This is a genomic window from Mesorhizobium sp. M0598, assembly GCF_040320865.1.
GTDB lineage: Bacteria > Pseudomonadota > Alphaproteobacteria > Rhizobiales > Rhizobiaceae > Mesorhizobium.
Genome location: NZ_JAMYQL010000027.1, coordinates 52,177 through 74,022, shown reverse-complemented (window position 1 = coordinate 74,022; position 21,846 = coordinate 52,177). Strand labels below are relative to the sequence as shown.

Here is a 21,846-nt window from a genome sequence, read left to right as displayed (position 1 = left end):
GCAGGTCAGACGACGAGCGGGGCAGACGCGAGCTACGTGGTTCCATCGGACGCCCATGCTACCCGCCGAGCCGGAAATACTTGGCAATGGCCGAGAACTTGGATCCGTTGGCCTCGATTTCTTCGAGAATTTTGGGCAACAGCTGCGAGGCTGGCATTGGCGTGGAGAACGCAGCCGCCTGGATATCCTGGGGGCCGGTGATCACCATGATGATCTGCGGCACGGCCTTGCCTGCAGCCCTGTCGGCGGCGCCGAGACCGATCGGGATGCTGAAGGTGGCCTTGTCCGATTGAACGACCATGCGGTCATCGAGGTTGAACATCATGCCTTTGTGGTCGATCAGCAGCACGCTGGAAATGAGCCCGCCACGCGTCACCAGCGTACCGCTGATCGGCGTACCATTTGGCACCGATGTTCGATCGAGAACAAGCTGCGGCTTGTCGCCAGCAGCCTGCCCCAGAAAGCGCAGGAAGTTGGTGACTTCGCACTGGCTCGGCTCAATGAGGCGCACGTTGATGTCCGGCTCAACGTGGAACTTTGCCTGGAAATCAGCCAGCATCTGCTCGAATGGCTGGACCGCGGTTCCAAATCCTTCGATGGCAGCGGTCTTATCGGTTATCGACGTCACGGCGGCGTAGAAACAGTCGCCACCGCTGAAGTCGCGAACCCACGAGACACGCTGCGCTATATCGTCGATCACCGGAGGAACTTCCGGCTTGGGCACGTTCAAGGCGACCGTGGCCTGGTCTGGCTGTCTGGCGGCCGGCTGGTCGGCCTGCTGGTCCTTTGCGCTCATCGCATCTGCCTGGCCTGCAGCCGGCTCGGGAAAGGGCGCGGCCGATTTCGCCTCCGCCGGCTGGTTTGCCTGTCGTTCAGGCTTTTGGCTCACCGCGACATCGGGCTGGGGGGCTGGCGGCGTTAAAGCTTTTTCGGCTGGTGGAGCGATTGGAGCGATCTTGCCAAGCGGGGGAGGCGTTTTCGGGCTGTCGCCGGCCGCGATGTCGGGCTGAACTGCCGGCGACATTTTTTCGGCCGGCGGCTGTGCCGCGCTTGCTGACGATTTCGGTGTTTCCCTGGCTTGCAGGGGGATCTTGGCGGGCTCTGCCGGCTGCGGCTTTTGGCTGTCGGCGACGTCGGGCTGCGGCGCTGGCGGCGTTGACGTTTTTTCGGCTGGCGTTGGAGCTGGAACGAGCTTGTCAGGCGGCGGAAGCGTTGTCGGGCTGGCGTTGGCAGCGGTATCGGGCTGAATTGCCGGCGCTACGTTTTCGGCCGGCGGCAGCACTGTGCTAGCTGATGGCTTCGGGGCTTCCCCGGTTTGTCGGAGTATCTTGGGCGACTCTGGCGGTTGCGGCTTTTGAGGCGCAGCCGCCTCTGCCTGATTTTTAGTTGGCGATGCGGTGGTCTGCGTTCGCGGCTGCGCGGGTGGAGCTAGCTCTGGCGGCTTAGGAGCGTTCGCAACATTATCCGTCGCGACCGGCTTTGATGCCTCTGGTGCGGGCTCAGATGGTTCTGGGGCGGACAGCGATGTCGTGCCGGCGCTCGGCGTGGTAGGCGTCATAAAACCGCTAATATAGAGGCCGGCACCCGCGGCGAGAGACAGCGTCGCGAAGGCAGAAATCGCGATGGTTCGGGTCTTTGTGGATTTTCCAGGCCCGCCACGTGCGACCGCGCGTGGCGGGCTGGCGACTGCTGAAGGCCGCGGTTCCGACAGCAGCGCAGGACGGACATGTGGGACGAAGCGCTGCCCACCGGAAGCTGCCGTCACAGGCGCGTTGCGCCCCAAATCATAGGAAGGCTGGGCCTTGGGCTCAGGCGCAAGGGTTTGCCCCGCTCGTGGCAAACCCGGCCGATTGCGGGTCGGGATGAACGTTGGTGGCGTTGTGCCTTCGTCCTCGTCACGCGTCATTCTGGCGATTTCCGCCATGCTCGCCGGGCGGTCTCGCGGATCCGGCTGTAGCATGGCTTCAACAATGCCACGAAAATCGTCGTCGATGTCGGACAGGTCGGGCACAGTCCGGCGCTTTTCGATGATCTCGAATTGGGACCCGCTCATGTCGATCGGCTTGCCGCGCAGAACGGCAACCAGCACCAGCCCCAGGCTGTAGATGTCGGATTGCTCGCTGACATCGCCGCTGTACAGCCCAAGCTGTTCGGGCGAAACGTAGTTGTACTTTCCCGCGAATTTTCCGCCGATCAGGGTCCCCCCGCCGACGGTCGCCGATCGCGCAATACCGAAATCGATGATCTTGGCCTGGTCGACCCTACCCCCTGGCAAGATGATGTTATCGGGCGAGAGGTCGCGGTGAATTGCTCCCGCTTGATGCACGGCGCTCAGACCCGACGTGAGGCGATGGCAGAGCTTGCGTACCTCTTCAGTCGGCATCGGGCCACGTCGCATGATGTCGTACAGCGACTCGCCGTCGACAAATTCCATGGCAAGGTAGGGACGGCCGATGCCTGGATCGATGGTGAAGACGTGATATCGCACGACCGCATCATGCGACAGGTGATTGAGGATTGACGCTTCCTTGCGGAACAGGGACAAGATCGTCGGGTCGCGGGCAAATTCGGGCAGGACGATCTTGATCGCGACGTGGTCGCCAGTCTGGATGTTGTGGCCACGGTAGACCTCGCCCATGCCACCGAATGCGATCCTCTCGTCAAGTTCGTAGATGCCGCTGAGCTGCGTGCCGACGGCTGTGTTGGCCAGCTGCGGCGATATTCGCGTCTTGTCGTCGGCGCTCATCAGCCTCAACCCTCCGCTCTGGACAGATCAGGGTAGGGGGGGTGTCCGTTGTGCCCGTTTGCGAACTTCACCAGCACAATGGTGACATTGTCTGTTCCGCCCCGCGCCAGCACCATTTGCAGCAGATTTTCGCAAGCCGCCTGAGGCGTCGCAGACACCACCACGGCCCCGATCTCGGCGTCGGTCAAATGCGCCGTCAGCCCATCTGTGCACAACACGAAGATGTCTCCCGGCATAATTTCGCCTTGCTGGAAATCGATGACGATTTCGTCGCTGACGCCGACCGCATGCGTGATGACATTGCGGCGCGGCCAGGTGAGCGCCTCGGCTGCACTGATCATGCCGCGATCGAGAAGTTCCTGAACTTCGGTGTGGTCCCTCGAGATCTGCGAGATCGAGGCATTACGGACCAGATAAACCCGGCTGTCGCCCGCCCACAGGCAGGCAAATCGCCCATCCATCGCCAACAGGGCGGCAACGGTGGAGCCGATGGTTATGCCGCGAGATTCGGAGATCCTGCGGATCTCGGCGTTGGCGCGGCTCAGCCTGTCTTCGAAGCGCGCACGAAGATCCGGGGCGGAACTGGCAATGCCGATCGTGGCCAGATGATCGACAATGCTGGCTGAAGCGACCTCTCCGGCTTCATGTCCACCCATTCCGTCGGCCACCACCCACAGGCCGGTTCGTGGCTCGACTAGATAGTTGTCTTCATTGTGCTCACGGATACAGCCATTGTGGCTCACGCCGAAGCTTTCAAAGGAAAGGGCGACATCGCTCACCTTGCCACCAAGCGCTTCTTAAAGCGTCCTCTGCGGCGCACCTTCAGGCGCTCGCTGCTGCCACTTTGCCACAGGCTGGAATATTAAAGTATCGAAATTTAGCTTTGAGCCCGTGACGCGGGATCGCAGCAGCTTTGGCGCCCTAGTTGCACCAGGTGAGGCTCAAATCCTCTCAAAACGCCTTCGGGCAGCTGAATGCGGAAAGTGCGGGAAGGAGGAAGGGGCTGGGTCCGGAACCGGTCTGGATCGTATAGCTGACGTCGCGTCCGCCGATTACGAAGCGCGCCTCAACAGAGCCGTCTTTGCTGGTGATCGTCGCCTTGTCCAGCAACCGCTTGAGCGACCACGGCCCTTCGAACCTGATTGCGGATTCACGGCCCGGCATTTCCGGCATCAGCCTCAGACTGACGGATGTCGAGGCCGCACCGGTCGGCCAGGACACAGTGCTTGGCGTGTTACCCGCCTGGTTGCTCTGGACGATCTGGCCGTCGACGTCGAGCACCGCAGTATCTGCATCACCGTTCAGCGAGAACGGGGTAAAGGTCAGGTTGACCGACGGCATTGACCCGCCCGAAGGGAAAAATGCGCCGCGGATTTCCGCAGCCAGCTGAAAGTTTTTCAGCGTCGACTTCGACAGGTCGCGTCCAAAGCGCGCATTCTGTTTCCAGCTCCAGTCCTGGCCGCTCATGTCGATCAAGGAAGCAAGGTTTTGTGCGAAGAACCGATCCATCAGGCCGCCCGGAGAGAACAACTTGGCGAAGTCCGCCATCGCAATATCCTTGGCACCATCGCCGGCGAAGGGGTAGCGGCCGTTGACCGCCTCCTCGCAGGGCTGCGTGACGGCCTGGTCGAGCATCTCGTTCAAATTCGTCAACGAAATTTCAGCCGCGTTGCCGTCAAATTCGTCTGCGGTTGCGTTGACTATTCTGCCGAGTTGCTTGGGCAGACGCGATGCATTGGCGCGAAGGGTGGCTATCTGCAGCTGCAGGTTGGCGTTGACATTTTCCGTCTGCGAAGGGACCTCGGTTGCCAGTTGCAGGCTCTGGTGGATATCGCGAAAATTCTGGGTCAGCGCATCGATCGGTCGGTGTCCAAAAGGCCCGCTTACCAGAGCCTGGAAGGACCTGAACTGCGCTTCGATGTTTGCCCCAGGGCTCTGGGTTTGAAATTTCGCGGACCCGGTACCAGCACGGCTTTGCGATTTTGCGGAGCTAATTTGAATGCCGATGCGAGCCAGGCCCTTGGCCATGTCTGCGTCGTCCTGGGACTGGCGCATAACGGTCCCAGCTTGCATCCCAGTGCCCGAGTCTTCGCCGGAGACAGAGTCGCGCGCCAGGGCTGTTTCCTCGGCAATCGCAGTAAAAAGCTGTTCGATCGGCGAGCTTGGTGAGGCAACGGCGGAAAGCGCGACATAGTGCGGCTTGTCGTTCAGCATGGCTTTGAATTTCAAGCCATCGAGAACGCTGTTCCATGCGGCTGCGAACTCCTTGCCGTAGCGGTCGAGAAGTTCGGGGCCGAGTTTGAGCAACTCCTGATCGATGCCGCCTTGCTCGCCGCCACCGCCCAGAACCCACTGGTCGTCGTCGAGTGTCTGCGCAATGCGCGAAAGCTGTCCGAGATAAAAGTTGTTGAATCCGACATGGGTGTAGAGACCGGGAATACGAAGCTTCGACAGATCGCCGCCATCGACGCGCTCGAACACAAGCTGCGCTTCGGTTCCAGCTTTTTGAGAGACAGCAAAATCGTCCAGCGCAGCCGCATACACCGCCGACTTGATCAATGCTGACGCGCGATCCGCAAGGCTCATACGTCCGAGCGAACGCTGAGCGGCTTCGACAAGCGGCTGGTTGAGTTCGAAAACTGGATCATAGGCATCGTCCAACGCAAGCATGGCGCGTAAGTGCTTTTCGAGCTGCGCGCGTCCTTCGCGGTTGCTCTCGCCCGGATACCGGTGCTGTTCCCAATCCTGCTTCATCCAGGAGATGATCAATGGGTCATCGACCTTAGGTGCCTTACCGCCGAGCATCAGGTAAATCTTGAGCGGTTCGTAAAGCGCGGCGGGATCAGCCATCGTCGCCTGGACGGTCCGCTGCGCCTGAACAAGCAGACGCGACCGCAACATTCGTTCCAGTGCTTGCCGGTAGGCCGTTGTCGATGCCGAAAGAAGCCTTTCCCGCTGGCTAAGGCCGACCGTTTCCTCGATCGGTGTCGGTAAGTCACTGGTTTCGAAACCGGCCGGCAAGTTGCGCAACTGGTCGAGCGGTCCGATGACGTTTTCAAGGTCGACATCGGTGACCGTCGTGCTTTTGAGCAGGGCGTCCGCTGTCTCGTGATATTGGCTCATCGCCTGCGTCGTGGAGGCGATCAGCGAGCGGTTGGCCATGAAGCTCATTGCGAGCGCGCCAAGGGCCGCTGCAGTGATCAAGGCGATGATGCCAAAGCCGCCATATCTGAGGGCCGCTGCCCGCCTCTCGGTCGCTCGGTCATAGGAAACCCATCCGGATTCGGCGAAAATGACATCAGTCAGGAGGTCGTGCAAAAAGAAGCTCTTGCCGGTCCCGGACAGATGGGGGCGGGAATTGTTGCCGAAACTGCGGCCGATTGCGCCCAACACCTGATCGATCGGCGTTCCCTCTTGGGTCCCCGACGAGAAGTAGAGCCCACGCAAGCTGACATTCACCTGGCTGCGGACCGGATCGAACAGGCTGGTCACGAAACCGGCAATTCGGCCCTTGAGCGCGTAAAACTGGGCCGGAAAGCCAAAGATCGATATGCGCGAGACCGGATCAGGCTCTTCCTGCAGGCGGTCAGCTATCTCGTCCGCCAATCGGTTCGCCAGTGCATCGAATTCGGCCGAAGCCTCACCGGCCATGTTCTTGTTGCGGTCGGTGGTCTGGAATGTTGCGCCCCAGACCTTGCGCCTGCGGGGCTCCTCGAAACTGCCGAAATACTCCATGAAGCCGGCGACGAGATCGGCCTTGGTGAAAAGCAGGTACACCGGAAACTGGATTTTCAGCGTCTCGTGGATCTCCCTCAGGCGACTGCGTATTTCAACGACATGGGCGTCCAGCTGCTGGTCATCGAGGCTGATGAGATCGGCAAGGCTGATGGCCAGGATAACCCCGTTGATCGGTTGTCTGGTGCGGTATTTCTTGAGCAGTGACAAAAACGCAAGCCAGCTCTTGCTGTCGCTTCCAGCATTGGAATCCTGCGTGGTGTAGCGTCCCGCCGTGTCGATCAGCACGGCCTCTTCGGTAAACCACCAGTCGCAGGAGCGGGTGCCGCCAACACCGGCCACCGGCTGGGCGTCTCCTGAACCGGCAAGCGGAAAATTCAGACCCGAATTGACCAGTGCCGTCGTCTTGCCGGCGCCCGGCGGGCCAATGACGATGTACCAGGGAATGTCATAGAGGAAACTGCGCTTGCCGCTCGACCGCTTGAGTGCTGCGATGGCCTCACTCATGCGCGCCTCGAGCACCGGTGAATCGTCATTGCCCCCGTCGTTGCGGGCAACGACCGTCTCGAGCGCTTTTTGTGCCTTTCTCACCTGCCAGACGCGCACTGCGTAAACGAGGGCCGCGGTCGCCACGATCGTGCCGATGATTGTCGCACGCAACCAGACAGGTCCCAGCGGCCGGATATCGGCGAAGCGGATCAAAGGTCCAGCAAACCAGATCGCCGCCGCAAAACCGGCCAACGCGGCCGTGCTGAATATCCGCGGCAGCCAACGCGTCATTGGCGTTTCCCACCGGCGGTGTTCACAGCGTTTCCTCCTTGGGGATCATCACGTCGACACGGCGGTTCTTGGCGCGGCCCTCGGACGTCGCATTGTCGGCAATTGGCTCATCTTCGCCCTTGCCGTCGGCGGTTATTCGCGAGGAATCGCCAAGTTTCGCGGCGATCATTGTTTCAACAGCCTTCGCGCGCGCGACCGAAAGGTCAAAGTTGGATTTGAACGTGCTTGATTTCCGTGGCTTCACATTGTCCGTGTGGCCAACGATCCTGATTGGCCCTGGCTCGTGCTCAAGGGCTGCGGCAATCTGTGCGGCCAGTGGCACAAACTCGGGCTTCACCTCGGTCTTGCCAGGCTGAAACAACAAGAGATTGCTGATCTCCACAACGATGAAGTCGCCCTTTGTGCCGACGGTAAGCCCGCCGCGCTCGACTTGCGTGGCCAGCGCCGAACGGATGCGATCGATCTGCGTGGTTGCGGCCGGCGGGACGACTTTCGCCGGTTCGGCAAGCGGCGCCACGCTGGCGCGCTCGATGGTCAGCGGCGTCGATGGGTTGAGCCCCAGCAATTGGCTGGCGGCAGCTTCACCCTCGTCCGTCATGAAGACCCGCAACGTGAAGAACGCCGCCGTCAGCAGGGCCGAGGCCGTTGCCGCAACGACCCAGAGCGGCAGGCGGGCCGAACCCGGCACCATCATCGCCGCCATCCCTTGCCAGCGGGGTGAGATGTCCTCTCCGGCACGGGCCCTGAAGTAGCGAAGCGTCTCGTAGACGTCGCGCCGCACACGTTCGAGACTGGTGTCTTTGCGCGCCAGGCCACGATACTGGCCCTCAAATCCCAGGGATAGGCAGACATGCATCAGCTCGAGCAGGTCTAGATGTGGCTCAGGATTGGCCAGCACCTTGTTCAGCGCTTCGTAAAAGCCGGCGCCAGTGGGCTCGATGTGAAAGAACCGCGACAACATGCTGTGCTGTGCCCAGGTGTCCTTGCCGGCCCAGGGCAGGTTGCCCACAAGATCGTCGGCCGTTTCGCAAAGGGCAAACTTCGCGATCCGCGCATCCTCTTCGGGAACCCCTGACTTCTCCAGCGTCCAGTCGAACCTCTCGATCGCATCGGCGATATGTTCGGCCAATGGCGCCGCCTGTCTTTCGACCGGCACGAGCCTGAGATGCCCGAACAGGACGAGCAATGGTGCTGAGGCAGCGAGGATCGGATTTGGCGTCGAATACTTGACCGTGTCTGCGGCGCCGAGCAGCACCTCCTGCTGAATGCTCGGCCTTGACCCGGCCGCCCCGGCTCTGGCCGCTGTACCGGACGATGCTCCCTGATAAAGAATGGTTCCGGATGTCCAGTCCGGCGGCATATGCCGACCTATGTCAGGATCGAAAACTGTCGATTCCTTGACATGCGGGGGCGCGACGGTCTTCGCAATCGGTTCGTTTGCGGCTGGTTTCGCATTCTGCCCGCGTCGTGGATTGGTGCGGATGACGGTCTTGCCGACCGGGCCGAAAGGATCGTCCTTCGAGCTCATCGCCGATATGCCGCTGCCGTGCAGTGTCCGCGCTTGCGTGCGAGAGGCGCCAGATCTTTCCTGGCAGGATAGGGCAGGCAATGGTCCTTCCGGCAAGGCGGTCCGGAGCTACAAGAAACTATGGCGCCGCAATATGACATTTGCCACAGACCCCAGGTCAATCAGGCTTACCCGCTTGGCGAACTGTCGTATGTGATCGTAGTCCCAGATGTTGTCGATTGGAACATGATGCGGGGCGCCGACGCTCTTTTCTTCGTCAGCTGCAGCGCCGCGGTCCCTTGGATTGTTTATTTTTGCTTGTCGGCTTTGGCATAGGCCTCGCTGAAATAAGCCAGGAATATATCAAGCATACCGTTTTCGTGGGCCTCCTCCATAGTCCGCCATGTCGTGACAAAGGCGTCCCATGCCTGACTTTTCTTGGAGGTAAACGATGATGGCGGGAGCTTTTTGCCGATTGCTTCCGGCGACAGGTCGTCAAGCAATCGCGACAGCGCAGCTTGCATGGCGGCATAAGTCGCAAATTCGTGCGTCTTGAGATCGCGGAACGCGTCTTCGATACTGTTCCTGGCATCGAGATAGCCGGCTCTGCGCCGTGCAAACATGATTTCGAGTATGTCGTCGGTGCCCGGGACAAATTTGAGGGGATTGTTTTCAGCGGAGCTTATCATCGTTCGGTGTGGGCTCTTGGCCAATGTCTTTGCAGCCGCACGTGCCTTCAGCAGCATGGCCAGTTGCTCGACCACCGTGCGAAGCACTGCGCCGATTTCGGCAGCGACTTCATGCGGATCACGCAATTGCAACAATTCCGGCGAGATGCCTGCGCCGATTGCAATTTCCCGCAGCACCTCGTCTGTCGTCGAGGGGACGGCCCTAGGCAGCGACGATGTCGATGGCGGTGCTTGCCCGAGCCATCGCTCTGCCGAACTGAAGAGAGGCTCGCCTCCGGAATCAAGCAGCCGATCGGCCGCGACCGGCATGTGTCGTTGCGTCGAACCTCGGTCGGCCTCCGGATGACTTGGCGTTGCATGCTCGTCGTCAATCGATACAAAGATGACGTAGCGGCCGACCAGGAGCCTGTCGCCGTGGTCTAGCCGGCGCGGACCGGTGATGCGTTGGCTCGATCCATTGATGAAAGTGCCATTGCGCGAAATGTCGTGCAGCCAAAACGCGCCTGCCTCGTATCGGATTTGGCAATGCCGGCCTGAGATGAACTTGTCAGGATCAGGCAAGATCCAGTCGCAATGTTCGCGGCCGATTTTGAAGCTGCGATTACGCGATCGGTAGCCAGGCGCCACGCCGGTGGGCAGGGCATCGACATTGCTGATCTGCAGACTGATTAACATGCGAAATCGCCTGTGTGATCGCTGGCGGCCTTGCCGACACGATACTCCATGTTTTTAGCGTGGCTAATCCCAAAATACGCATCACAGTATTCGTGGTCCGCTTTGGCCTGCACAACAAACATGTGGTACGCTCGAAATGGACTGGCAACCATCAGGGTTTCATGTGATTTCGAGTTCCTGATTAGGATATTCAAATCCACTGGGCTGGCCGCCAGGCCGAGGAGGGGCACGACCCATGCCAAGTGAACAACGTGCCACGGTTGTGCAAACGCCAATTGGCGCTGAACTGTTGACCTTTACACATCTCGTCGGGCGCGATGAGATCAGTCGTTGTCTGGCCTATACGGTCGGGTTCGTGAGCCCCAGCCACGATATCGATCCGCTGGAGATGCTGGGTGGCCCCGTCTCGATCGAAGGTGAAGCCGACCCCCAGCGCTGGTTCAGCGGCATCGTGTCGGAGTTTCGCCTCACCCGGATCGAGGATCGACTGGCCTATTACGAAGCAGTCGTCAGGCCATGGCTCTGGTTTCTCGGCAATACTACCGACTGCCGTATTTTCCAAAACATGAGCGTCATCGAAATCGTCGAAGAGGTTTTCTCGAAATATAGCACAGCAAAATTCGAGAAACGCCTGCAAGGGTCCTATCCGCCGCGCGAATACTGCGTGCAATATGACGAGACCGATCTCGATTTCGTGCAGCGCCTCCTCGAGCACGAGGGGATCCTGTATTTCTTCGAGCATGGCGAGGGCAAGCACACGCTTGTGCTTGCCGATGCGATGAGCAAGCTGAAGCCGGCGCCGGGCTATGAAAAAGTGCCTTATCATTTTGAAGGGCAGGGATCCCGGCGCGATGTCGAATATATCACTGAATGGATCCCGGGCAGTTCGGTGCGGCCGGGCGCCTATGTCCATACCGACTATGATTTCAAGAAACCGGGCGCCGACCTGATGGCCAAATCCGCCCAGCCGTTCAATCACAAGCTGGCTGCGGGCGAGAATTACCGTCAGCCCGGCGCCCATCTGGAAGTCGGCCGCGGCGATAGCCTGGCGGCGATCCGGCGCGAGGAAATCCAGGCGGTGCACCAGCGCATCGCTGCGGTCGGAACCGTGCGCGGCCTGTATTCAGGCTGTACGTTCAAGTTGGATGGCTTTCCGCGCGAGGATCAGAACCAGGAGTATCTGGTGGTCAGCGCCGAATACAGGCTCTTTGACCCTGGCTACAGACCCCATGCCGACGTCGACAGCGAGAACTTCAAGGTGATCCTTGGTGTCGCACCTACGGCCTTGCCCTATCGTCCGCCGCGGGTCACGACACGGCCGATCATGCGCGGGCCGCAGACGGCGACCGTGGTCGGGCCTTCCGGCGAGGAAATATTCACCGACAAATATGCACGGGTGAAGGTCCAGTTTCATTGGGACCGGCTGGGCAAGAAGGACCAGAACAGTTCCTGCTTCGTGCGCGTTTCACAGACCTGGGCCGGCAGCGGCTGGGGTTTTATCCAGATACCGCGCATCGGGCAGGAGGTCATCGTCGACTTCATCGAAGGCGATCCCGACCTTCCGATCATTACCGGCAGGGTCTACAACGCCGCGCAGATGCCGCCCTACGGACTGCCTGGCAACGCCACGCAATCCGGCTGGAAATCCGATTCGTCGAAAGGCGGCGGCGGCTACAACGAACTGATGTTCGAGGACAAGGCAGGCTCCGAGCTGGTCAACTTCCAGGCGCAGAAGGACCATCACCTTCTGATAAAGCACGACCGCAACAAGCTGGTTCAGCACGATCAGTCCGACCGCATCGACCACGACGCCAAACACTCCGTCGGCCACAATCTCGACGAGGACGTCGGCAACAACAAGACGGTAAAGGTCGGCGTCGACCAGACAACGGATATCGGCAACAACGACACCGAGACGGTGGGTGTGAACCGTTCGCTGACGGTGGGTTCGAATGAGACGATAGGTATCGGTTCGAACTCGACGGAGACGATCGGCGCCAACCACACACAAACCGTGGCGATCGTCCAGACGGTGACCGTTGGCGCTGCCCGGGTCGATTCGGTCGGAGCATCCGAGACGCGAACCGTCGGTGGCCCGCAAGCGAATACGATCGGTGCGACGCGGTCGGTCACTGTAGGCGCGGCGCAGAGCCACGATATCGGGGCAGCGGACAGCTGGAACATCGCTTCAAATCAGGACGTGACGATCGGCGGCGGCCAGACCTTTAACATCGCCGGCGACCAGAAGTCGAAGATCGGCAAGGGAAGGCGTACCGAAATCGCCACCGACGACGGAACCAAGGTGGGGGGCGCCTACGAGTTGCAGATCGCCAAAGCGAGCATGGTTCAGATCGGCGAGGACGGAAAGATCAATGTCGGCAAGACGTTCCTGATCGAAGCCGGCGACGCGATCGCGCTGAAATGCGGCTCGGCGTCCATTTCGATGAAGAAGGATGGCACAATCACGATCGAGGGCAAGGACATCACGATCAAGGGGTCCAGCAATATCAACGTGAAGGCATCGAGCGATATCGTCATGAAGGGCAGCAACATCAAGCAGAATTGACAGAGGTCATTGATGAACGAAGTTCGCGAGCGCATCGAGGGCGTCGTGATCGGCATATTCCTGGGTTTTGACGCGGAGTCTCCCCTGGTGGTTTTTCCAGGCAACCCCGTGGAAACCGCGGTGCCGGCGCGCAGCCTGACGGAACTTACCTCGGCGATGATTGGCGCCGAGGTTGCACTGCTGTTTCAGGAAGGCGACCCGGGACGGCCGCTGATCATCGGCCGGATCGTCGAGCCATCGCGCAAATCTCCCGCTCCGCAGGTGATACGCGATGGCGAGCGCGTCACCATAAACGGTGAAGAACGCATCGAACTTCGCTGCGGAAAGGCGACAATCATCATGGAGAAGGATGGCCGCATCACCATCCGCGGCACCTACGTGACAAGCCACGCCAGCGCCACGAACCGTATCCGCGGCGGATCGGTCAACATCAACTGATGGACAAGATCGTTCTGCCCGAGATCGTTAGGCAGCACGCCGAAATGGCTGCGTTCCTGTGGACCGTGTACGACCGTCACCTCCTCCACCCGGACGAGAATCCGGACATGGACGAGGAGCGGCTGTCGCGGCTGATGGAGCGGCTGGACGCCCATATCGACGGCCTTCGAGTTGCCGGCGATGCGGGCCGCGAAATCGCGGAAGAGCGCTATGCAGAATATCCCGAGGCAGGGGAGTTGTTCGTGCTGCGCATGCTGGTCAACGGCGCGCCGCGGCGAATCTCGGAACTCGACCTTGCCAAGGTGCGCGCCTACCTGGCCGAGAATGGGCTCTGACAGCCGCCCTGAAGTCGATCCAAAGGGCAACGCGGCAAAAAGTTGCGACTTGTCTGACCGGATAACGTGCAAAAACAGGTGGCGGCCGACGAGATCGACGTTTGCAGGGCTACCCTGCTCGTACGAACCTCGGTCCGACTACTCCAGCCGGAAACCGTCTTTGTACACGAGCGTGAGCGTCTTCCATTCCTTACCGTCGAAACGCCAGGCGGCATCGATGCCGGCGGCGTAAAGGAAGTCGCCGTCGGAGCGCAAGTCCGATGCGATGCCGGTATCCTCGAACGCTGCCAAAGCGTCGCCGTTCTCGATGTTGATGCCCACCTCGTCACCCCAATAGCCCTTGCCTTTGTATGTACGCACGGCGAGATGAGTCAAAGCTGCGACGGGCTCTATTTCCGTCACTTCCTCATTGGCGATCCGCAGGCACACGCCATCCTCGCCGGAGACCCTGATCGTGCCATCGGCCGCGACATCGATCCCATAGAACATATCGTGCCGGTGAACTTCGAGCAGCTGCCACGTTCCGCCAACTAATTTGTGAACCACCCCCATGTCTCCGCAAGCATAGATTCCGTGCTTGGGATGGCCGTGAATGTCCATATATTCGTCGTTGCCGATCGGCGTGATCGGCTGCCAGTCGGACCCGACCTGCCTGTATGCCGCTCCTTCCGCGCCGACTGTGATCGCTCCACCCGGGTCCGCGGCCCATACCTGGCGCATGCTTTGATCGCCAATCCTGTCACGGGTCCAAGCGGCGCCAGCATAGCGCCAGATCCATACGGTCGCCTCCAGCGCGAACAGCTCGCCGGAGGGGGATGCCGAAAGCGACGTGAGCCATTCACTGGTGAAAAGGACTCCGCGCGCGGTCGAGGGTTCGAAATTGTCGACGATGAAGATTACCGACACCGTCGTCTCGTAGTCATCGTCGCTGAGCAGAAACAGGATCGCGACCTTGCCGTCGCCCATGGGAGCAACCTGCAGGCACTCGGTGGAGGTGTCCTCATCGTTGACGAAGTCTTCGAGGTCTTCCTTGTCCATCTTGATCTGTCCAATCATGTCCGGATACCCTTAGCGTTTCGGTCGGCTCGATGCAGGCTTACGCAATCATGGCGGGCAAGACTTGCTCGACGGCCACACGTCGGACGCCGTGACGACAACTTTCGACGGATCTTTGCCGGCTTTCTTTGCCGCCGCTTTCAGTCGTTTTTTCGCGACGCCTGCAAGACGACCCTGGTCCGCCGCCTTCGGGCAGCTGTCGACGCACCTCGTCTTGTCTTTCACCTGCTTTTGCGTCTTCTTCATGCTCTTCTTTTGATAGTCCTCATTGGCATTCTTGAGGCATTCGGTGGCAGCTGCATGGACTTGTTTCGGGATCGTCGGATCCTTCATGTGCTTGACGGTCTCGCTCGCGCATTTGTCGTTGAAGTCTCCAAGCTTGCCCTTGGGATTGTCCTTTATCCATTTTGCCGCCTCTTGGGTCTTGGCCCAATGCGCCGTCTTGCGTTTCTTGCCGAGGATCTTCTTGGTGGGAATTCCTGCCACCTTGGCCTTGGCGCCTTCGCCGGCCACCCATTTTGCTTTCATGCAAATGCACGGCGCTTCCTGTTCGTCATAGGCTTTGCAGCAGTCGAGCGTAAGATCACGCACCCCCGCGGCCGTAAAGAACCGCACTTCCGTCGTATGCTCCTTCTCGTAGCCTTCCGGACATTCAAGGTCCTTGTAAGGCTTGATTTCTAGCATGTCGCACGTGAAGTCCGCCGGCGTTGCCGTGGAGATCAAGGACATGGGCGGCCCACCGGCGGCCGGCGAGGCGTGGTCGTTGGACCCCAGGTCGGAGAAACGGCTGACCGGCTCGCCATCCATCTTCACATTGCCCGACCAGGCATGGTTGTATTCCTTGCCGGTGTTCACCGAGGTGATGACGTTCTTCTTCGGTGCGCAGCCGGCCTCGTTGCCCGAGCATTTTGTGTAGTACGATTTGTTCTTCTGCGTGATCGTCTTGCCGCCGATCTTGACAGTGCCGGTGCCGCTGTCGGTGTCGCTATCCATGCTGAATGTCGGATACGGAACCGGCACGCCGGGAGGCGTCGCCGGCGTCTGTGGCGGCGTGAAACAGACATAAGGGAAGGCCGCGATCACATTGTTGGTCTGCGCCTTGCAAGCTATTTCGAGTCCATTCGCGAAGACCGTCATGCTGCCATCCTGGTCGTGTCGGCAAAAACAGCCGCGCCGCAGGCCCCCTCGTCGGACGATGCCTCAACCAGAACCGGATTGCCGGCGGCGTATTTTTTCCGCGCGGCCGTCCACGCCATCCCCACCATCAACGGCACGGCGGCGGCGCCGATGTTGCCGAGGGATTCGGCCGGCGACCACAGGTCCTGAAATTCATGACGGCCACGCAGAAGCCGGATCGAAGCAAGAGCCGTTTGCTTGTAGTAATATTGCTCGCCGATCAGGTCGGAGATGCGGTAGCCGAGCCGGCTCATGTCGATACCGGTTTCGCGGAAGGCCGCGTCATAGGCGGCCGTCATGCCATCGGCTCGCAACGGCAGATCGCTATTGTTATAGATTGACGCCGCTTCGCGCGAGAGCCCAAGCCCGAAGAGCTGGAATCCTCCGCGCCCAGACAACGTGCATAGAACCGCGGCGGCGGCCTCGCCCGGAATGAAGCCATTCGGGTTGTCAGCCGTCAGCAAACGGCGCTTGTCCAGATAATGCGCGATCGTCGGCGCGGTCAGGTAACAGTCGACGCCGGCGATCATAACATACGGCGCTTCGCCTGACGCTAGCAACTTGCGGGCATGGTCGAAGGCAACGTGTCCGGACGGCCGCCCATGCGCGACAATGCGGGAGCGTCGGTGGGGCTCGATCTCGACGATGTCGCCGATACGCCGCACCAGGCGGGAATTGTCCCGTACCGGTCTGCCCGGACGGTCCTCCTCGGGCAAGCACAGGATCAGGGCGGTCTGGCCGCGCGCCTGCGGCACGCTCTCGAAAGCCTCGGTGATGGCGCCGGCGGCGAGATGGGCGAGGCGCTTCTCGCCAATCCAGTTGCGCGGCAGCGGCACCGGCGCTCCGGTCAGCCACCCTTCAGGCGTGCTGGCAAAGCGTGTTTCCTGAAAGCCGTCGAGCCGGGCGCGCATCGCCGCGCATGCGGAAGGCGCGTCTAGGCCCACGGCCGTCGCCATCCCGATCGAAACGACGTCAACGCTCATGCTCCCTCCGTTTCGTCTTGTGGTGCCCTGCCGCTCGCTCGGATGAAGGTCCGGCCGGTTGCCCTTGCCCGCAACATGGATTCGGTCGGAGGCCCGACCCAGCATTCGCTGAAATCAAGGATGGTTCGCTCGATCCGCTGCGACACACGCCAGACCAGCGAAAAGCGGCGTTTTTCCGGGTCAAGCAGAACAGTGTCTGGAAATATGTCGGCCTCATAGGCTTTCTGCCTGCCTTTGAACAACGTCATCGGCAATGCCGTTGACGACAGGCGAAAGCTCACCCGCCCCTCAGGCGTCAGGTTCACCAGCACCACCTCTTCGCCGCCTCTCGGCAGCTCGATCTGCTGGTCGGGTGGTGCCATCTGGAAATAGCGCTCGTCGAAGTCCGGTGGCAGAAATGGAAAGATGTTGGCGGTCCAGTTGTCGTCATAGGTGCCGCCATATTCGATCCGGCCCGGCCAGCCGCGACCCATCGGCCCAAAACTCATCGGCTTGTAATCGCCGAAGGGTGAGCGGATGTCTTCGCCGACCGCTTGGGTGTTGGGCAGGCGCAGGCCCGGGATCAGCCGTTGATTTCGGGCACGCGACCAGCCGGTTCCGACCGGGTTGTATTTATAGCTGGCGGGGAGCTTGTCCTCCGGATCCAGTCTGTCGACGCCACCCCAGGCGACGTCATAGGAGATGGGCAGCTTCAGGAAGGGATGCGGCGCGGTCGCGCTGAAGACCGGACCGATGGCGCGCCATTCGCGTGTGCCGACGACTTCGAACAGCTTCGACCAATTGCCGACTTTTATGCCGACCGGGACCCGCTCCGCCGGGCGCCCGCCGGGCGCATAGGCACAGCCATTGGCGATGACGTCGCAGCGCGGTTTGCGGAAGGCAAAATCGGTTTCCCACAGCGTGGCGGAATAGCCGGGTTCACCGGTCTGTGTGTCGGCCATTACCAGCGGCACCTGCTCCGCCGATTTCCGCACCGGGCCGCCCGGCGTCGCGGGAAAATCGAACGTGCCCTTCACCACGACGACGATCCACTCATGGCCGGCCTTGTCCATGCCCATCGTGAATTGATGCGGATACCCAATCTGGTTCCAGATCTGCATCAGCTGGTCTCCCAGCTGGCGGCGAGGATCTGTTCCAGCGTCGCTTGCGGCGATTGCGGATCGATATCGAAAATGTCGGAGTAGGCGGTCCACATCACCATGCCGCTGATCAGCTCTTCGCGTGGCTCGACAGGCGGCACCGGCAGAGCACGCAACGCGGTGTTCAGTTCGTCGGGCGTCAGTTCGCCGCGTTGGGCGGCGATGGCCGCTTCTTCGATCCAGGCAAACCATGCTTCGACATGGGCCAGGTCCAGCGGCGCTTCGGCGAGCTGCGCGACGACACTCAACGGGAATTGCCTGCCGACCCTGTCCGCGCTTTGCAGAACGATACCCGCTGCGGCTCCGAACGAAGCCGGGCCGGTCATGAAGCGTAGCGCGGTGGTGCGCGGCCAGGTTTCCATGCCCACCAGCGGCACGATGTGCTGCGCCAGCCAGCGATCCCAGACGTGCACAAAATCCCCCGGCAACCGCCGCGTGACGAAATCGCCGGTGGCGGGCATTTTGCCGTAGAAGCCGGGCAGGATCATATCTGCGGCGGACATGAGAATTTCTTGAACATTTGCAGGTTGTAAGGGTTTTCGACGCTGGCGGCCTTGAGTTGGAAATCGGCGTACATGCCTTTGGTGCCCAGACGCAGGCTGTAGACGTCCGACAGCGAGGTGCCGGTGAAGCGACCGCTGCGCAACATTCTCAGCCACGCCCAGCTGCCGGTCTCGTTGAGCAAGATCTCGGGCGAGCCATCGATCGGCTGGAAGGCAAGCGAGATGACGCCCGTGCCGTCCTTGCCGGGCCACGTCATCGGCTGCGGCCTCGTTGCGTTGTTATAATAGACGAGGTTCTGGCCATCCAGATTGAGCGTCACGCGCGCGACGTTGGGCGACAAATCCTTCGGCTCGAGTGTGAAGCTCATCAGCGGGCCTGTACCACCGGGAAAGAGATCATCGCGGATCCGCCTTGCCTGTTCGAACGCGGCCAGTGCCGACGGGTCGAGGCCGAAATCGGCGCGCCATTCCCATGGCTGCGCTGACGTGTCGACATAGCTGATCAGATGGTCGTTGATGAAGGTGTCGATCAGCCCTGCCGGTCCGAACAGACGGGCGAAGTCGCGGACATTGACGTCGACGGCGCTGTCAGGGCTGAAAGGATAGCGGTTGTTGAGTGCTGCCTGGCAGAACGGCAGGATATCGGCTCGCCAGATGGCATTGAGCTCCGAGGTGACCGCCTTCTGCGTCAGGCCGCTGGTATCGCCGGCAATACCGCCCAACCAATCATCGATTGGGTCGGGCAGGATCTGCGCCTGCCTGGCAACCGCTCCAGTCAGTTCGGCGAGGCCGCCCTGCTTCTTGATGGCGTCCTGAGGATCGGGATTGGCCGTCACCGTCTGCAGCACGTTGGACAGTGCGGTGAGCGCGACAATGGCGGCGTCGAGCGCCGGCGGCTGGCCGTCGACCTCGGCGATGGCACCCTTGAGCGGCTTGAAATGCTCGGCCACCAGACTGCCGGTAAGATCCACCTCGTCGGCGGAGCCGGCGCGCGGCAAAAGCTTTGCTCCGGTTTTTACGATCTTGCCAAGCTTGCCCAGCTTGCCAAGCAGTTTCGAGCCACCTGCCGCCGCTGCCTTGTCGTTTCCCGGCGCTTCATCGGATCGCGTAAGCTCGGTCTCCTGGACCACCGCGGTGACCAGGCGCTTCAGCGCGGAGTCGGCACTTGAAAGATCCTTGAGGTTCTCACTGGCGACGTTGAGATCGGTCAATGGCGCAAGCCTCATGTCGCGCAGGAAGCTGTCCCATTGCGCGATGTAGTCGTCGTAATAAAGCTTCAGAATATCTTCTGACAGCGCTGACACCGAGGTTTCGGAATTTTCCGAGCAACCGCCGGCGAACACCGCCCGGTCAAGTGCTGCCTGGGCGGCGACATCCTCGACCCGGTCGAGAATGGCGTCATGGAAGCCGGCATAGGTAAACGCTCCCGAAATGCCGACCCGAAGCGTCTTGTCGGAACGCCGCGCAAAGACCTTGGCGCCGTTGGGGCCGGCGAAGTTGGCAGGAATCCATTCCTTGAGCGCAGCCACCGCCGGGTCGGCCAGCAGCTGCTTGTAGGCACGCGCCGGCAAGGAAATCGTGCAGACGGTTTTCAGGGCCTCTGCAACCAGTGCCTGGTCCGGGGCGATATAACTGGCGTCAACCGCCATGCGACGGATCGCGGCAAGCTGGTGCTCTTCGGCGTCAGCTGTCGGAAAGGGGGCAGCCGCGGCGAATTCGGGCAGACTGTTCACCCACCAGCCCTGGGCGAAGTCCGGATCCATCTGAGAAAGGCCGGTCATCATGCGATAGGTCTTCAGCGCGCCAAGCATGAAGTCCGGATCGCGGATCTGCCGCCACATCGTCGCTTCGAGCAGCGCCACCATGTGCGGCTCGAGAACGTTACGCAAAGCATGGTCGTAAGTGTCGGTCTGTGCCCGCACCAGTTCCGCCGAGGCTGATGGCCCCAGCAAATCCTGTGCTGCGCCAGGCGGCGGGGTGCGGGCATTTGCGACCTCATCCATCGCACCGAGGGCGACATCGATGGCAGGCTGTTCTACCGATGCCGGGTTTGCCGCGGCCGAGGTCAGTGGCGTTTGCAGCGCCTCGAACTGGCTTGCCTGGGCCGTGATCGCGTTGCGGTTGTCGTAGTAGGACCAGGTGAATAGGCCGCTGACCAGCAGGGCGGCTGCGGCACATGCGGCGGCCGCGCCACGCCAGATCCAGGCGCGGCGGCGTTGCGCCAGCGGATCGAAGGTGCCGAGGCCCGCTTCCTTGAAGATGACTTCGGTAAGCAGATTCTTTAGGAAGAAGCTGCGTTTTTCGACACGCGGCGCGGCCAACGCCCGGCGCGGCGGAAGACCGAAGGAGGCAGACAGCGCCGCGGTCAGCCGGTCGATGGGCGCCCCTTCCTGGGTCGCCGACGTCAGATAAAGGCCACGCAGCCAGGCGGCCTCCTCATACCGGCTTTCGCCAAACATCGCCTCGATCAGTACCTGGATCGGCTCGGACAGGCTGGCGAGTTGGGCGGGAAACCTGAAGATTTCGGCGCGGGCAGCAAGCTTGTCTTCGTCCTCCAGCCGGGGCACCAGCCGTCGCTCGAGCTCGGTTGCTAACGTCGCGATTTCCCGCTCGATGGTCTTTGCATCGACATGCGCATCGAGTGCGAACGTGGTCCCCCAGACCTGCTCGCGCGCAGCCGTCGACAAACCGCCGAAGAATGCCTCGAACCCCTTGATCAGGTCGGCTTTGGTCAGCATCAGATAGACCGGAAGGCGGATTTCGAGGCGATCGTTGAGCTCGGCCAGCCGACGGCGGATCTTGCGGCCATGCGCCTTGATGGCGTCGTCGCCCTCCGAAAGCACATCGATCGAAAGCGCGACGATCACACCGTTGAGCGCGCGACGGCCCCGGTGCTTCTTCAAAAGGTCGAGGAAGCCCAGCCACTCCTCCGCGTCGACATCGGGTTGGCTCTCCTGTTGGACATAGCGGCCCGCAGTGTCGATCAGAACGGCGCTCTCCGAAAAGAACCAGTCGCAATTGCGCGTCCCGCCGACCCCTTGCAGGTCGTCGGTCAGGTCGATCGGAAAATTCAACCCCGACTGGCGCAAGGCTGTGGTCTTGCCGGTGGCCGGCGGCCCGACGATAACGTACCAGGGCATCTCGCGCAGGAACTTGCGACCGCCCAGTTTGCGGCGCTTCAACTCGGCCATGACCTCGGCGAACTTGGCACCGACGGCTGCGACATTCTCTTCGCCGGGGCTGAGTGGCTTCTCTACCGCTGGCGCGGCGATTTCGGCGACGAACATCCGGTTGGCACGGATCGCGCGACGCTGGGCAGCGATCAGCCAAACCAGCCAGAAGATGACCAGCAGCGCGATGATGACGATGCGCACATTGTCCGAGGCGAAAGGGTCGTAGGCTCCGACCCTGACGATCGGCCCGAATACCCAGATCACCAAGGAAAGCAGCGTGATGCCAATCAGTGTCCACAGCCAGCGCGATGTCAGGACCGCCCAGAGGAAGCGCAGGATGAACAT

At 61.1% G+C, this 21,846-nt stretch carries 14 protein-coding genes and 1 pseudogene; 3 read left to right on the top strand and 12 right to left on the bottom strand.

Going from position 1 to position 21,846, the window contains the following annotated elements:
• Window positions 1–58: 58 nt before the first annotated feature.
• The 6 genes and pseudogenes from NKI59_RS26070 to NKI59_RS26045 all read right to left on the bottom strand — a co-directional run.
• The gene (locus NKI59_RS26070; protein ID WP_352707777.1) at window positions 59–2,746 is read right to left on the bottom strand and encodes a serine/threonine-protein kinase; all 2,688 of its coding nucleotides are present in this window, start codon (window positions 2,744–2,746) and stop codon (window positions 59–61) included.
• 5 nt (window positions 2,747–2,751) lie between these two features.
• The gene (locus NKI59_RS26065) at window positions 2,752–3,525 is read right to left on the bottom strand and encodes a PP2C family protein-serine/threonine phosphatase (protein ID WP_352707776.1); all 774 of its coding nucleotides are present in this window, start codon (window positions 3,523–3,525) and stop codon (window positions 2,752–2,754) included.
• Between the two features lie 172 nt (window positions 3,526–3,697).
• Window positions 3,698–7,261, bottom strand: a complete 3,564-nt coding sequence (tssM, locus tag NKI59_RS26060; RefSeq protein ID WP_352641822.1) for a type VI secretion system membrane subunit TssM — start codon at window positions 7,259–7,261, stop codon at window positions 3,698–3,700.
• A gap of 22 nt (window positions 7,262–7,283) precedes the next feature.
• Window positions 7,284–8,789 (bottom strand): type VI secretion system protein TssL, long form, encoded by a 1,506-nt coding sequence (gene tssL / locus NKI59_RS26055; protein WP_352641824.1) that lies wholly within the window; start codon window positions 8,787–8,789, stop codon window positions 7,284–7,286.
• Between the two features lie 287 nt (window positions 8,790–9,076).
• Window positions 9,077–9,766, bottom strand: coding sequence for a type VI secretion system-associated FHA domain protein TagH (gene tagH / locus NKI59_RS26050; protein ID WP_352641834.1), 690 nt, complete (start codon window positions 9,764–9,766; stop codon window positions 9,077–9,079).
• Between the two features lie 144 nt (window positions 9,767–9,910).
• A pseudogene (locus tag NKI59_RS26045) lies at window positions 9,911–10,132 on the bottom strand (FHA domain-containing protein); the annotation flags it as partial.
• A gap of 235 nt (window positions 10,133–10,367) precedes the next feature.
• On the opposite strand from NKI59_RS26045, the gene NKI59_RS26040 reads away from it, so the two are divergent.
• Genes NKI59_RS26040 through NKI59_RS26030 form a run of 3 tightly spaced genes read left to right on the top strand, consistent with a single transcriptional unit; the run spans window position 10,368 to window position 13,471 of the window.
• On the top strand, window positions 10,368–12,698 hold the full coding sequence (locus NKI59_RS26040) for a type VI secretion system Vgr family protein (RefSeq protein WP_352707775.1): 2,331 nt from the start codon (window positions 10,368–10,370) through the stop codon (window positions 12,696–12,698).
• 12 nt (window positions 12,699–12,710) lie between these two features.
• Entirely contained in the window at window positions 12,711–13,136 is a 426-nt protein-coding gene (locus tag NKI59_RS26035; protein ID WP_352623490.1) for a DUF6484 domain-containing protein, read from the top strand.
• Window positions 13,136–13,471, top strand: a complete 336-nt coding sequence (locus tag NKI59_RS26030) for a hypothetical protein (RefSeq protein ID WP_292655746.1) — start codon at window positions 13,136–13,138, stop codon at window positions 13,469–13,471. Before NKI59_RS26035 ends, NKI59_RS26030 begins: the two co-directional genes overlap by 1 nt.
• A 138-nt stretch (window positions 13,472–13,609) precedes the next feature.
• Here the strand turns inward: NKI59_RS26030 and NKI59_RS26025 are convergent, their stop codons facing one another.
• The 6 genes from NKI59_RS26025 to tssM (NKI59_RS26000) all read right to left on the bottom strand — a co-directional run bounded on the left by NKI59_RS26025 (window position 13,610) and on the right by tssM (NKI59_RS26000) (window position 21,846).
• The gene (locus tag NKI59_RS26025) at window positions 13,610–14,509 is read right to left on the bottom strand and encodes a hypothetical protein (RefSeq protein WP_352623488.1); all 900 of its coding nucleotides are present in this window, start codon (window positions 14,507–14,509) and stop codon (window positions 13,610–13,612) included.
• A 66-nt stretch (window positions 14,510–14,575) separates the two neighbouring features.
• Entirely contained in the window at window positions 14,576–15,664 is a 1,089-nt protein-coding gene (locus NKI59_RS26020; protein WP_352707774.1) for a PAAR-like domain-containing protein, read from the bottom strand.
• Window positions 15,661–16,686 carry a 3-oxoacyl-ACP synthase gene (locus NKI59_RS26015; RefSeq protein ID WP_352623485.1) on the bottom strand — a complete coding sequence of 342 codons (1,026 nt, stop codon included), beginning with the start codon at window positions 16,684–16,686 and terminating at the stop codon, window positions 15,661–15,663. The genes NKI59_RS26020 and NKI59_RS26015 overlap by 4 nt, the downstream gene beginning before the upstream one ends.
• Window positions 16,683–17,786 carry a DUF2169 family type VI secretion system accessory protein gene (locus tag NKI59_RS26010; RefSeq protein WP_352623484.1) on the bottom strand — a complete coding sequence of 368 codons (1,104 nt, stop codon included), beginning with the start codon at window positions 17,784–17,786 and terminating at the stop codon, window positions 16,683–16,685. The genes NKI59_RS26015 and NKI59_RS26010 overlap by 4 nt, the downstream gene beginning before the upstream one ends.
• Window positions 17,786–18,313: a type VI secretion system-associated protein TagF gene (gene tagF / locus NKI59_RS26005; protein ID WP_352641827.1), complete on the bottom strand. Its 528-nt coding sequence runs from the start codon at window positions 18,311–18,313 to the stop codon at window positions 17,786–17,788. Before tagF ends, NKI59_RS26010 begins: the two co-directional genes overlap by 1 nt.
• A complete protein-coding gene (gene tssM / locus NKI59_RS26000) occupies window positions 18,310–21,846 on the bottom strand; it encodes a type VI secretion system membrane subunit TssM (protein WP_352592777.1) in 3,537 nt (1,178 codons plus the stop codon). Before tssM (NKI59_RS26000) ends, tagF begins: the two co-directional genes overlap by 4 nt.